Source organism: Rubripirellula lacrimiformis (assembly GCF_007741535.1).
Taxonomy (GTDB): domain Bacteria; phylum Planctomycetota; class Planctomycetia; order Pirellulales; family Pirellulaceae; genus Rubripirellula; species Rubripirellula lacrimiformis.
In genome coordinates, this window is record NZ_CP036525.1 from 7,298,836 (window position 1) to 7,312,752 (window position 13,917).

The window sequence follows — 13,917 nt, forward strand, 5'->3', positions numbered from 1 at the left end:
GGGCCGAAGGCGTGCCGGGGGACCGCTAGCCCCACCATTTGAATAGATTTCGCACGCCCAACTGAAATGAACTAAACTGGGCCTCAAATTCCTGTGCCCGACAATGACGACATTGGCGGGGTTGATTGGCCCCTCGGGGTCGTGTCCATCGATGATGGGACGCGGCCAAACTCTTTCTGCACTGAGCTCATGAAACGAATCTTCCGCTTGCGTTTCGCATCCGCACTCTTGATTGGGTTGATCTCGTGCGGCCACTTAGGAACCGCCGCCGCAGCCGATACGACGCTGCCCGAGCCGCCATCGACGAGTGATAAACCCGCCAGCGAAAAACCCGCTGGCGATAAGTCGACCAGTGACAAGTCGACAGGCGATGAAACGATTGACAAACCCAATCGCGATCCTGCGGCCAAGGAAGATGCGTCCCCCGCGAAGGCCGAAAAGAAACCGGATCCGATTCGGATTGCAGGCGTCTTCGAATCCATCCAACCATTCGAAATCAAACCTGACACCGAACGGACCAAGTCCTGGGAAATCAAAAAGATCGTCAAGCATGGCGCGACGATCACTCGCGGCCAGAACGTCGTCGTGTTCGATTCCAAAGACATTGACGAAACCATCCAGCGATCGGAAGTGGACCTACGATTGGCCAAGCTTTCGCTGGATGACGCAGAGTTCGACTTTGGCCAGTTCCAGAAAACCCAAGAATTGGATCGCCAAGCCGCCAAACGAGATCGCGACAGCGCCAAGCAAGCGCACGACAACTTCGTACAGGTCGATCGAGATCGCCAAGTATTGACTGCCCAGTTCAGTCTGAAGTCGTCGCAAGCATCGCTTGAAAACGCTCAGGAAGAACTGAACCAATTGCAACAAATGTATTTGGAAGACGATCTGACCGAAGAGTCCGAAGAGATCGTCCTTAAGCGAGCCAAGCAAGCTGTCGAATCGGCTCAGTTCCGACTCGATGGAACCAAAATCAGTTCCGACCGCAGCCTATCGCAAAGCATTCCCCGCGCAATCGAAACGCAAGAGTATGCGTTGGCGAAATCGGAACTGGCCTACCAGAAAGCCATCCGCAACCTGAACTCAGAACGTCAACGTCGAGAAATCGAAATCCAACGCAAACGCGACGATTTCCGGAAGCAACAAGACAAGCACGACGAACTGAAACAAGAACGCAAACGCGTCGCGATCACCTCGCCGATCGATGGCGTGGTCGTGCACGGGGCACTGACCCGCGGCAAGGTAAGCGACAAGCCAAGTCTGTTGGAAACGGGAACCAAAGTAACGGGGCAGCAAGTGGTTGCCACCATCGTCAACCCTGACAAGCTGCAGATCCGTGTATCGCTGGACGAAGATAAGCTTGACGTTGCGAAGGTTGGTCAACCGTGCAAAATCACCAGCGATGCCTACCCCGGTTTCAAAGCAAGCGGGAAGGTCCGATCGGTTTCGTTGGTCCCGTACGCGGGCAGCAAATTTGATGCGGTCGTTCAATTCAAGATGCCAGCCGATGCGCCGGCAATCATGCCCACCATGACCTGTCATCTGGATTTCGAAGCCAAGACCAAGGACACCGACAAGGATGAATGATGTGGCTAACCCAAGACGCAGGGAAGTGGATCGCGGGCTAGGATTGCTGGGTCGATGCCTGTTCCTAACGCTGTTTGTCATGGTTCCGGTACCGGGGGACGTCATCGGCGACGACAACCCGGTGGTCTTGGACCGTGTCGCCGACGATCACGTTGCAGATGATTCGGTCACAGCCGAAGCATCCGATCACGCCACGTCAGCCGCAATCGATTTCAGTGCCCCACCCGTGTTGCCCGAAATCGATGCCGCGAACGCATCCGAGATTCGGTCGTCGATCGATCGTGGGATTGCATTCCTGCTTGCCGATCAAAACCCCGATGGATCATGGGGATCTGCGACGCGCACGAAAAGCTTGAACATCTACGCGCCCGTCCCAGGCGCTCACCATGCATTCCGCACGGCGACCACATCATTGTGCATTGCCGCGTTGATCGAATTGGAAACCGAATCGGTTGCCGACAAAGCGAAAGTTTCCGCTTCGATCGACCGGGCGGAAACTTGGTTGATTGAACGGTTGCCGCGGCTGCGACGCGCCACAGCCAATGCGATCTACAACGTTTGGGGGCATGCCTATTCCATCCAAGCGCTCGTGCGAATGCATGGCCGCCATGCTGGGGACGAAGCGGCGCAGGCCGGAATCGTCGCTTTGATCCAATCGCAGTTCGACATGTTGACTCGTTATGAATCGGTCGATGGCGGATGGGGGTACTACGATTTTCGGTATGGCGGCAACCAACCAACTTCGTCCTCGATCAGCTTTGTCGGCGGAACGGTACTGATCGCGTTGGCCGAGGCTCGTGATATCGGTGTCCAGCCGCCTCAGCGCATCGTTGACCGCGCGATCGATGCACTCAACCGCCAAAAGAAACCCGACTTCAGTTACCTGTATGGCGAGTATCTTCAATACCAGCCGATGCGTGGAATCAATCGGCCGGGTGGAAGTCTAGGGCGGACGCAGTGTTGCAATACCGCACTGCGTGCCTGGGGCGACACCACCGTCACCGACAATGTGGCCATGCATTGGCTGTACCGTTTGTACGTACGCAATGGCTGGCTGGATATCGGACGCAAACGCCCGGTTCCTCACGAGTCGTGGATGCAGGTCGCTGGGTACTTCTATTACTACGGCCACTACTACGCGGCCCTTAGCATGGACCAGTTACCGGCATTCGAGCGTCCGCCGTATCGCGAACTGCTGGCACGGCTGATGCTAGATCGACAAGAAAAGGACGGTTCATGGTGGGACTATCCGCTGTACGACTACCATCAGCCCTACGGCACCGCATTCGCGCTGATGACGTTGCGGCGTTGTCTGCCAACGCCCTAACCGGCGCGTCAGGGTCCAGATTACAACAGCCTCGGAGAGGCGAAAGCGTCATGCCGGTGGCCTCGGGCCACCGGATATGGCATCCCCCCATGATCGTCTCGGCCATCACTAACCGTGGGCCAGCCACACGGCAAAAAGCTGCCGCCGCACAGCGGCTATGCGGAACGCTCTCGTCCGCCGGAACTGCTTCGCTCAGTCAGGCCCGATACCCAGGCCCGATTCCGCCTAAAGGCGGTACTACGAACGGCGCCCATTCTGTTGCCTACGCGTTAAAACCCTCACGATCATCAATCTCACCGCCTTGGCACCTCTGCTTCTGGCAGCGTAGGGAGACGAGTCGAGCACCGGCGTTCTCTGCAACCTAGGGTTTCAAGCCTTCCTATTTCTTGCAGTGTCATCGGAAGACGCCATTTTGCCAACCGTCAAGGGCGTCCGCGCGGGCATGCTAGATCAAAGAACGAATACGAGTACCGTCGTGCCATACACATCCGATCGCCAAACGCTGAACAGCACGACGGATAACACATCGACGACCAGCGGCTACACGTCGCCAGAATTTTCTATCCAGTGTGACCAATCGAACACCGCAGTCCTTGCGGATGCCGAACGAAAGACCACCGAAGAAATCGTCAAGCAGCAATTGACCGCTTTTCGCCGCGCCGTCAGTGCAGCGGGGATCTTGGCAGTCACTGACGTCACCGGAAAGATCATTGAAGTCAACGACAACTTTTGTGAAGTGTCGGGGTACGCCCGCGAGGAACTGATTGGTCAGGACCATCGCATTCTGCAATCGGGACAACACAACGTCCAGTTCCTTCGCGAAATGTACTCGACGATTGGACGTGGCAAGATTTGGCGAGGCGAAATCTGCGATCGCGCCAAAGATGGTTCGCTGTATTGGATGGACACCACCATCGCGCCGATGCTGAACGAATCGGGCAAACCGCACAGCTACTTTGCTCTTCGCGTTGACATCAGCGACCGGAAACGGTTGGAGGGATGTCTGCATGAACTGGCCTATCACGACACGCTTACCGGATTGGCGAATCGCGACGCCATTTTACAATCGATCCAAGCGTCCATCGGACGCAGTAGCCAACACCAGTCAGCACTGCTGTTCTTGGATTTCGATCGTTTCAAACTGGTCAACGACAGCCTAGGCCATGACGTCGGCGACCAACTTCTGATCGCCATCGCAAAACGGTTAAGCACAACCTTGGACCATGCGGTACCGCTTGCAAACAGTGTGATTCCCGCCCGCTTGGGAGGCGACGAGTTTGTCGTCTTGCTAGAGGGATTGAAGCGAGCCGAAGATGCGACGATCGTGGCCGAGCGGTTGCTGCGAGTGTTCAGCAAAAGTTACAAGCTGGGGAACCACACGGTTTATTCCTCTGCCAGTATCGGCATCGTGACCAGCACGCAAGAGTACACACTGGCACGCGAAATGTTGCGTGATGCTGACCTCGCGATGTACGAAGCCAAAGCAACAGGAAAAGCAAACTACGTGGTCTTCGACTGCGCCCTGCGTGACAAAGCCAAAGCCCGGCTAAAAATCGAAAACGAAATCCGATTAGCGATCGAACGCGAAGAGTTTTCGCTGTTGTACCAGCCCATCGTTTCGCTGGAATCGGGACGAACCGAATCGGTCGAGGCACTGATCCGCTGGAAGAACGAAGATGGCGAACTGATCGAACCCGAGGAATTCATTTCGATCGCAGAAGAAACCGGAATGATCGTCCCGATCGGCAATTGGGTGCTTCGCGAAGCCTGTCGCCAGATCGCCCAATGGGAAGAAACTCTTGGCCCGTTGGCACCCGTATGCGTTCATGTCAACGTATCACGTCGCCAGTTGGCATTGCCGAACTTTGCATCCTTCATTCTTGAAACCACTCAGCACTACGGTGTCGAACCGGGGCGACTCCATATCGAAGTCACCGAAAGCATGATCATGCATGATCGCGAAGCGTCGATCGCGATCTTGTGCGACCTGAAGGAACTTGGATTCAAAATCGATATCGATGACTTTGGAACGGGCTATTCGTCCCTGTCATGTTTGCACGCGTTCCCCATCGATGTGCTGAAGATCGACCGCGAATTCGTTTCGAACCTGAATCATGGTCAAGACTTTGGTGCTCTGCTGCATACGATCGTCGCATTAGCCGACAACCTTAATCTGAAGGTGGTCGCCGAAGGAATCGAGAACACCAACCAACTGACCCTGATCCAGGCGTTGGGTTGCGAGTTTGGTCAGGGGTATCTGTTTTCCAAGCCGCTGCTGCCCGAGGATCTGGAACAGTTCCTGCGCAACGACGCGGCACGCCCGCCGTGCCACTGGGACGTGTCCCCAATCCAAACGTTCCATTTATCCGATTCAGATCCCACCGACCCTCCACACCGCCAACCAATGTCGGTTGCCGCAAGCTCTTGCGGCTCAGGTTCCCAAAGCCTGAAAATCAACCGATCGAGATCCACCCTATGAACGCTGTGCTCGACTGCCAAGACGTGACCAACGACCTACCGTTGGCGGTAGATATCGCCATCGAAAAAATCCGCAATCTTGCCACGTTGCCGACGGTGGCCACCCAGATCATCGAAATGGCGGCATGCCCTGATACCGGGCTGAACGAACTGCACGCGATCATCAACGGCGACCCCGCATTGGGCACCCGAATTCTAAAGCTGGCCAACTCGGCATTCTATGGCGTCCCAAGACAGATCGATTCGCTCGATCGTGCCGTCGTGATGTTAGGAATGAACGCGATCAAAAACACCGCGATTGCGGCTAGTTTGCACAAGGTCTTTCGATCAAGTTCCACCCCGTCGGCTTTGAATCCACGCGATCTTTGGTTGCACAGTGTCGCCGTTGCGGTTGCCGCAAAACAGCTAGCCATCACCACGAGGACGCTAAAATCGGACGTCGCTTTCCTTGCCGGACTGATCCATGACATTGGCATCATGGTTGAAATGCAGGCGTACAGCATCCGGTTTGGCGAATGGGCAAAGTCGATTGCGACGCCTCATGAAAACGGATTCCTGGCCGCTGAACAAGAATTCTGGGGGGCCACGCACCAAGACTTTGGTGCTGGCCTATGCCGAAAATGGAACTTTCCCTTCCACCTAGAACTTGCCACCCGGTACCACCATTGTCCGGACTTGTTGCCCGAAGACCAACGATTGTTGCCGACGATCATTCACGTTGCCGACATCATCGCAGTTCGAATGGACGCTGGATTCACAGGGACGGTCGACCACGCATCGGTGCATCCGAGTGCTTTGAAAATGCTGGGGCTTAGCGACCAGGACGTCGACGACCTGGCCGCGACTTTGCCCGAGGAACTTTCCCAGGCCATAACGCTGCTGGGTTCATGACCGCTTGCTGCGGATACTCTTCTTTGCCCAGGCGTCCGAAGCATAGACGGGTCTTCCACAGCCCAGTCAATGAACGATCACGGTGGTCATCGCAGGCCCCAAACAAAGACCATTCGAATTGGTTCTTGATCTATTCATCGGCTCTGGTTCGGCCTAGGATGATGACGTTGATCCCTCTGACGAGAAACGAATGAACCGCCTGATTGCGATCCTGCTGATTCCCATGTTCATGCTGGGGCACACTCTGCCTCACACGCATGCGGATGGCGGCGCATCGAGTTCAGGCGACCATGCAGTGCGACCGCACCTGCATTTGGGTCATTCGAATCCACAGCACGCTGCACCGCATGGACATCACGGTGACCACGGTCACGCACATCGTCCGACGCAGCATGAATCAACGTCGATTGATTCGAATTTGCCAACGGGAACCGGATGGGTTCAGCAAGGCAGCGACCACGACAGTGACGCGGTGTACTTGTCGAGTTTGCCCGCCATCCGAGCAATCGCAGCGGATGCAACCAGCACGGCTTGCCCGATCGCCCGTTCGACCGACCCACATTGTCCGTCCCCACGACGGTCCAATCAACGCGTCCAGCAGGCCCCGCCCCAGCGGTCTGCTTCGCTGCCGATCTATCTTTTGACGTTATCCATTCGGCTATAGCGGATGCGTGCGCGATCGCGCTGATCGCCTTCTTTTTTGAACCCCGGCAGTCGCACGAAACGAGTGCCGCTGACCGCTTCCCAGCTTGCCAAAAGGTTGTCGCATGTGCTGCGATCCCCTTGGGTTGTCTGCTGCACTTCCAACGAAGGATCCGTTCCGATGAAACCCAACCGGTTCCGTTTCAACACTTTCATAGGACCGACAATCCTGATCGTGGCCGCCGCTGCGCTGTGGTCTTTCCGCGCGGAACTTTTTCCGGTCCGACCGGCAGCTGAAGCCCAGTCCAATCGTCCACCGGCACAACCAGACGAAGACCAGACGGTGCTAGAGATCAGCGTCCAAGCGAGAAAGAACCTGGGCTTGGTATCGGCTCCGGCAAGACCGCAAACGTATTGGCGTTCGGTGACGATCCCAGGCGTCATCGCCGATCGTCCCGGCCAGTCCGATCGCGGCGTGACCTCACCCGCCGTGGGGATTGTCACCGCAGTCCATGCGTTCCCCGGGGACACGATCCGGCCTGGCGATGGCTTGTTCACGCTGCGACTGTTCAGCGAGTATCTGCAACACACGCAGACGCAACTGTTCAAGGCGAACCAAGAAACTCGCATCATCCAAGAACAGATCGATCGTTTGTCCGCGGCCGCCACAACCGGTGCCGTTTCCAAAGCCAAAATGATTGAATTGGCGGCCAACATGACTCGCCAGCGAGCCGTCATCCAATCGTCGCGGCAAGACCTGCTGACTCGCGGGCTGCAGCCCCAGCAGATCGATCGTGTGGAACAGCAGGGTCAATTTGTATCGACCATCGATGTCACCGCCCCACCACCGCTAGCGACAGATTCATCGGCCGACACCCCGGCCAGCGACACTACGACCAGCGACACTACGACCGGCGCCCCAACAGCGGCATCGGACAAGACCGAGGACCGTTCCGCGGCAAACCAGGTTGCCTACGAAGTGCAGGAACTGAGCGTTGAAATGGGACAACAAGTCCAAGCCGGCCAGTTGCTCGCCAAATTATCGAACCACCAATTACTGTATGTGGTCGGGCACGCTTTCAAACGCGAAGCAACGTTCCTGGAACAGGCAACCCAGGAAGGTCGACCGGTCACGATTGATTTTACTGACGATCGCGGTGACGAATGGGAAACCATCCAACCATCGTTCCAGATCCGCCATCTGTCGAATTCAATAGACACCAACAGTCGAACCTTCGACTTCTTTGTGCCGCTGATGAATCAATCGCGATCCTACCAAAAGTCGGGCAACGAATTCCTGGTGTGGCGGTTTCGTCCCGGCCAACGTGTTCGCATCCAGATCCCGGTTGAATCGTTCCTTGACGTGATCGTGCTGCCTGCGGCGGCGGTCGTCCGTGATGGGCCCGAAGCGTACGTGTTCCGCCAGAACGGTGATCTTTTCAAACGGCTTTCCGTGCACGTGCAGCGCGAAGACCGGTTGTGGACAGTGGTCGCCAACGACGGCAGCATTCCGCCGGGATCCTATCTAGCACAAAGTTCTGCGGCCTCACTGAACCGCGTGCTACGGGCACAAACAGCCAGTGGTGCACAACCGGGTCTGCATGTGCATCCCGATGGAACCACTCACGCCGCTCACTAGGACAAATGCATGCTTGATTCCATCATTCGATTTTCGCTTCGCTATCGATTTCTGGTCCTTGTGATCAGCATCGTCGTGTTGGTGTATGGATCGTTCCTGGCCACGCAGATGCCGATCGATGTCTTTCCGGACCTTGACCGCCCCCGCGTCGTCATCATCACCGAGGCCCCCGGTTTGGCGACCGAGGAAGTCGAAACGCTGGTGACGCAGCCGATCGAGATTGCGTTGATGGGCGCAAGCGGCGTCCAGGCCGTACGCAGCCAATCCACCGCTGGGCTGAACGTCATCTACATCGAATTCGATTGGTCGACCGAGATTCGATCGGCCCGGCAAACCGTTCAAGAACGTCTAGCGACCCTAGAAGGCATCCTGCCCGATGGCATTCGCCCCCAGATGACCCCGCCGTCGTCGATCATGGGACAGATTGTGGTCGCGGGGCTGTATCGCCAAAACGGGCCCAACGGCGGTCGACTTTCGCAGATCGGCAAGACCCGAATGATCGCCGAATGGGTCGATCCAGGCGAAGGCCAACCCGACATCGAAGTATGGAACCCGATCGATCGGCATGACGTTTCAAGCTGGCAAAAAGTCCAACCGGTCAGCATTCATTGGACCGAAGACCCGCGTCAGGAAAGTCCTGATGAACGCCTCGTCGACAACGGATCCAATCCAACATCATTCGCGGGCACCCCACCGGAACCACCGCAACGAATCGGCACGGCGACGATCAAAATTGATCAAACAACGCATCAAGCCCACTTCCATACCGATGCCAAACAGCAACTAGAACTGCGCACCATCGCCGATTGGATCATTCGGCCGCGACTGCTGAAAGTGACCGGCGTCGCGGAAGTGTTCATGTTGGGTGGCGACCGCAAGCAGTACCAAATTCTGATCGATCCAACCGCGTTGTTGCAGTACGACGTGACGGTCCAAGACGTCGAACTCGCTCTGCGTCAAAGCAACATCAACACCAGCGGTGGATTCGCCGTCACGGGCGAAACCGAACGCCCCATCCGAATTCTTGGACGACTGGGATCGCTGTCGCAATCCGTCATCGACGATCTAAAGAAGGTCCCGGTCGGCAACAACCCCAAGCGATCGGTGCTGCTTGAACAGGTGGCTCGCGTTACCGAAGGGCCACAATTCAAACGCGGGGATGGCAGCGTTGATGGGCGGCCGGGCATCGTGTTTACCATCGTCAAGCAACCGCACGTTGATACTCGCAAACTGACCGACAACATCGCAGAGGCATTTCGCGAGGTCGAAACCTCGTTGCCGGCCGACGTGATCGTCAACAGCGAACTGTTCCGATTGAAGAACTTTATCGACCGTGGCATTTTCAATGTTGCCGAGGCGCTGGCGATCGGTGCCACGCTGGTCATCATCGTACTGTTTCTATTCCTGTTGAACTTTCGGACAACGTTCATCACCCTGACCGCCATCCCCTTGTCACTGGTGTTGACGACGTTGGTGTTCCGCGTGATTGGGTTCATCAGCGGGAACGAATTGTCAATCAATGTGATGACGTTGGGCGGCATTGCGGTGGCGATGGGCGAATTGGTCGACGACGCGATCGTCGATGTCGAGAACATTTTTCGCCGGCTTCGACAGAATCACAACTTGCCCATCGAGGACCAAAAATCATCGATCGTCATTGTCTTCGAAGCGAGCCGAGAAGTTCGCAGTTCCATCGTGTTCGGCACCGGCGTCGTGATTTTGTCTTTCTTGCCATTGTTCGCATTGTCGGGTGTGGAGGGGCGACTGTTCACGCCACTGGGTTTTGCATACATCGTTTCCATCCTGGCATCGTTCGTTGTATCCATGACCGTCACGCCGGTGTTGTCGTACTATTTGTTGCCGACCTCTGGCGCGACTCACCGCCAAGGCGATGGGTTCTTGCTTGGCGGAATGAAACGTCTCGCGACACCGTTGATCCGAACCAGCATGGCGATTCCCCGCACACTGTTGATCCTGACTTGGATTGCCGTGGCCGTGTCCGCGTGGCAGATGTCGCAGCTTGGCAAGAACTTTCTTCCCCCCTTTGACGAGGGCAGCATTCAAGTCAACGTGACCCTACCACCAGGGTCGTCGCTGCAGGCGTCCAATCAGGTATCCCGAGCGATCGATTCGGTATTTCGATCGATGCAGAAGAGCAACGATCAACCCGACGGCGAGATCCTGCACTTCGTTCGTCGAACCGGTCGCGCTGAAATGGACGAACACGCATCGCCAGTCCATTTTGGCGAATACATCCTAAGCATGAATCCGGCGTCATCGACCGATCGCGAGGAAGTTCTATCGCGGCTACGGCAACGGATCAGCATCGAAGCCCCAGGCGTTGACATCGAAGTCGAACAACCGCTGGCCCATTTGATCAGCCATATGATTTCGGGCGTCTATGCCCAGATCGCGATCAAAATTCACGGCGACGATCTCGATACCCTGCAACAGATCGCCGAACAGGTGAAGGGTTCGATCCAAGACGTCCCTGGGATCACGCCGCCGATCGTTGAACCCATCCGCGAAACACCAGAGTTGCATATTGAACTGCGTGGCGATGATCTGGCACTTCACGGGCTGACCCGCAAATACGTTGCCGACGTGCTGCAAACTGCATTGCAAGGCGAAGTGGTTTCGCAAGTGCTGGAAGGGCAACGCCGATTTGACCTGATGGTGCGACTCGAAGAGGAGTATCGGACCGACTATGCCAATTTGGATCGGATCCGCATTGACCTGCCACATATCCCAGGTCAGACCGAGCGTGGGCAGATCGAACTGCGTGAAGTCGCCGATGTCACCCAGGGCACAGGCCCCAATTCAATCAACCGCGAAAATGCACGCCGTCGCATCGTCATCCGATGCAATACCGAAGGACGTGATTTGGCCGGTTCCGTCAACGAAATCAAACAACGCATCGCTAACCAGATTGATTTGCCGATCGGCTACTTCATCGAATACGGAGGCCAGTTCGAAAGCCAACAACGAGCGACGAAGCTGATCTTCTTGTTGGCGGGTCTGTCCGTCGCAGGCATGTTTGTGGTGCTGTTGATCCTGTTTCCGTCCGTGCGGATCGTGTTGCAAATCCTGAACGCGTTACCGACCGCTTTTGTCGGCGGCGTAGCCGCCTTGGTCATCACTCAGCAAAGCCTGACGGTGGCCAGTCTGGTCGGATTCATTTCGTTGGGAGGGATCGCGGTTCGCAATGGCATTCTACTAGTGACCCACTACTTCCATTTGATGAATCAAGAAGGCGAGGACTTCACACCCGGCATGGTGGTGCGTGGTAGCCTGGAACGGCTTGCACCCGTGTTGATGACAGCCCTAACGGCCGGGATTGGATTGATCCCGCTGGTCGTGGGCGGGCAAGAACCTGGGCGTGAGATCCTGTATCCGGTGGCGACCGTCATCTTGGGCGGCTTAACCACGTCGACGTTTTGTGAATTCTTGATCCACCCCGGACTGTTCTGGAAATTCAGCGGCAAAGACGCCGCACGACTTGCCAAGCAACCGTCCAAGGAGGACGAACTAGCCATGCCTTGATGTATGCCGACATTTGCCGAACGAAGAATCCAACGAAGTCCCTTTTCGAACCCCAAGGCCCAATTCGATGAAGATCAATCCGATGCAGATCAATCCAATGACCACCACCCGATCGTTTTTCTTACTGCTGATGCTCGCTGGTTCTGTTGGCCTAACGGGCTGCAAACAAAACGCGACGGATGCTGTCACGACCGACCAACATGAACACGATCATGCCGACGACGGCTCGCACGATCATGACGTGGCCGGCCACGCTCATGGAATCGGGCCTCACCAGGGTGTGATCGCCGACTGGGGCGGCGGCAAGTATCACGTCGAGTTCACCGTCGATCACGACCAGCAACAGGCAACCGTCTATGTATTGGGCGGCGACGAATCCACGGCCACGCCGATCGACGCCGAATCGATCGAACTGCGAATCAAGGATCCCGAAATGACGGTAACGTTAGCCCCATCGCCACAGGAACAAGATCCCGCTGGCACAGCATCGCGTTTCGTTGGCACCCACGAAAAACTTGGCGTGGTGCAGGAATACGAAGGGACGATGACAGGTCTGATCGACGGAACTCCGTACTCCGGAGACTTCAAAGAAGAAGCCCACGACCACTAGCCGCCACGATGTTTCCGGGCGCTGGCTCGATTCAACTTTAGGAACGTGCAGCACGGGCTCTCGCCCACGCCCCCCAACATCGATCGGATCATTGACAATGCTGGCCGATTGGCAATGATCGCCAGCCGATGGGCAACGTGGACGCCGGATCCGAAACCAACACCCGGTTCAATTCTGATGAAACGATTCCGATACGAACTGCAACACGTTCGGCAGCGCCGATCGCCAATAGCTCCACCGGTGTCCACCGTCTCGGATTCGAAACTCGTGAGGAACGTCACGTTTTCGCAGTGCGATGTGGACCAGTGAGTTTCCTTCGTAAAGGAAATCGTCGTCACCACAGTCGATGTACCAGCGAACGCTTTTCAAATCGTCCACCGGCATGTTTTCAGCCAACAGAAGTGCGCTGTGCCGTTCAACGTAGGCTTTGATAGTTTCGTCACTGACCGGTTCTAGCTCGGCATCCGATTCATCACGGCGCGGTCGGTTGTAGCGTGCTTTGGCGTCATCCAAATTCTTCGACCCCGTGCTGGCACTTAACGGGCACGCCGAGGAAAACAATTCGGGATGGTGCATCGCATACATGAAGGCGCCTCCGCCTCCCATCGAAAGCCCCGCAACGGCGCGATAGCGTTTGTCCGCTTTGACTCGGTAGGTCGATTCGATATGCGGGATCAATTCGTCGAAAAAGAAATCCTCGTAATTCCATTCGCCGCGAATGTCATTGAAATACCCACGTTTGCCGGTATCCGCATCGGGCATCACGATCACCATCTGCGTTGCCACCCCATCGGCGATCGCTTTGTCGGCAATGTGCTGAACCTCACCAAACTGAATCCATCCGGTTTGATCGTCCCCGGCACCATGCAGCAGATACAAAACCGGATAACTGCGTTGGGACGTTTCATAGCCCGGGGGCAGATAGATCGCATAATTCCGCTCGCCCCCCAGAATCTGACTCGTCATGGTGCAGACGTCTTTCACGACGCTGTGGTGACTGGTTTGGGCCGAGGCAACGCTAGAGGCAAGCAACATCAGTGATGCCAAGATCTGGATAGCGAAAGTCTTCATATTGTTTCCGTGGTGCCAAAGAGATTCGTCGAGGTGTTTTGGGAGCGAAGCGTTTTCAGAGCAGGTGTTTGGGGGCCCGGTGTTGTGGGGGCCCGGTGTTTGGGGAGCCCAGTGTTTCGGGAGCCCGGT

The 13,917-nt window shown here is 56.3% G+C and carries 9 protein-coding genes; 8 read left to right on the forward strand and 1 reads right to left on the reverse strand.

Annotated elements, in window-relative coordinates; translation table 11 throughout:
• The first annotated feature begins 189 nt into the window (after window positions 1–189).
• The 8 genes from K227x_RS25450 (at window position 190) to K227x_RS25485 (ending at window position 12,717) form a co-directional block, all read left to right on the forward strand.
• Window positions 190–1,587, forward strand: a complete 1,398-nt coding sequence (locus tag K227x_RS25450) for an HlyD family secretion protein (protein ID WP_145174635.1) — start codon at window positions 190–192, stop codon at window positions 1,585–1,587.
• Window positions 1,580–2,914 (forward strand): prenyltransferase/squalene oxidase repeat-containing protein, encoded by a 1,335-nt coding sequence (locus K227x_RS25455; protein ID WP_246146251.1) that lies wholly within the window; start codon window positions 1,580–1,582, stop codon window positions 2,912–2,914. The genes K227x_RS25450 and K227x_RS25455 overlap by 8 nt, the downstream gene beginning before the upstream one ends.
• A 475-nt stretch (window positions 2,915–3,389) precedes the next feature.
• Window positions 3,390–5,393 carry a putative bifunctional diguanylate cyclase/phosphodiesterase gene (locus K227x_RS25460; protein ID WP_218933526.1) on the forward strand — a complete coding sequence of 668 codons (2,004 nt, stop codon included), beginning with the start codon at window positions 3,390–3,392 and terminating at the stop codon, window positions 5,391–5,393.
• Window positions 5,390–6,283: an HDOD domain-containing protein gene (locus K227x_RS25465; RefSeq protein WP_145174639.1), complete on the forward strand. Its 894-nt coding sequence runs from the start codon at window positions 5,390–5,392 to the stop codon at window positions 6,281–6,283. Before K227x_RS25460 ends, K227x_RS25465 begins: the two co-directional genes overlap by 4 nt.
• A gap of 190 nt (window positions 6,284–6,473) precedes the next feature.
• Entirely contained in the window at window positions 6,474–6,947 is a 474-nt protein-coding gene (locus K227x_RS25470) for a hypothetical protein (protein WP_145174641.1), read from the forward strand.
• 159 nt (window positions 6,948–7,106) lie between these two features.
• The gene (locus K227x_RS25475) at window positions 7,107–8,564 is read left to right on the forward strand and encodes an efflux RND transporter periplasmic adaptor subunit (protein ID WP_145174643.1); all 1,458 of its coding nucleotides are present in this window, start codon (window positions 7,107–7,109) and stop codon (window positions 8,562–8,564) included.
• Window positions 8,565–8,573: 9 nt separating this feature from the next.
• Entirely contained in the window at window positions 8,574–12,107 is a 3,534-nt protein-coding gene (locus K227x_RS25480) for an efflux RND transporter permease subunit (protein ID WP_145174645.1), read from the forward strand.
• 67 nt (window positions 12,108–12,174) lie between these two features.
• Window positions 12,175–12,717 carry a C40 family peptidase gene (locus K227x_RS25485; RefSeq protein ID WP_246146253.1) on the forward strand — a complete coding sequence of 181 codons (543 nt, stop codon included), beginning with the start codon at window positions 12,175–12,177 and terminating at the stop codon, window positions 12,715–12,717.
• A 168-nt stretch (window positions 12,718–12,885) separates the two neighbouring features.
• Here K227x_RS25485 and K227x_RS25490 read toward each other — a convergent pair whose 3' ends face one another.
• On the reverse strand, window positions 12,886–13,788 hold the full coding sequence (locus K227x_RS25490; protein WP_218933527.1) for an alpha/beta hydrolase: 903 nt from the start codon (window positions 13,786–13,788) through the stop codon (window positions 12,886–12,888).
• Window positions 13,789–13,917: the final 129 nt, after the last annotated feature.

What these genes read in the sequence shown, in the direction of transcription:
- K227x_RS25455 (WP_246146251.1), top strand. Translation starts at nt 1,580, where the DNA reads ATGAATGATGTGGCTAACCCAAGACGCAGGGAAGTGGATCGCGGGCTA.
- K227x_RS25485 (WP_246146253.1), top strand. Translation starts at nt 12,175, where the DNA reads ATGAAGATCAATCCGATGCAGATCAATCCAATGACCACCACCCGATCG.
- K227x_RS25475 (WP_145174643.1), top strand. Translation starts at nt 7,107, where the DNA reads ATGAAACCCAACCGGTTCCGTTTCAACACTTTCATAGGACCGACAATC.
- K227x_RS25480 (WP_145174645.1), top strand. Translation starts at nt 8,574, where the DNA reads ATGCTTGATTCCATCATTCGATTTTCGCTTCGCTATCGATTTCTGGTC.
- K227x_RS25450 (WP_145174635.1), top strand. Translation starts at nt 190, where the DNA reads ATGAAACGAATCTTCCGCTTGCGTTTCGCATCCGCACTCTTGATTGGG.
- K227x_RS25470 (WP_145174641.1), top strand. Translation starts at nt 6,474, where the DNA reads ATGAACCGCCTGATTGCGATCCTGCTGATTCCCATGTTCATGCTGGGG.
- K227x_RS25465 (WP_145174639.1), top strand. Translation starts at nt 5,390, where the DNA reads ATGAACGCTGTGCTCGACTGCCAAGACGTGACCAACGACCTACCGTTG.
- K227x_RS25490 (WP_218933527.1), bottom strand. Translation starts at nt 13,788, where the DNA reads ATGAAGACTTTCGCTATCCAGATCTTGGCATCACTGATGTTGCTTGCC.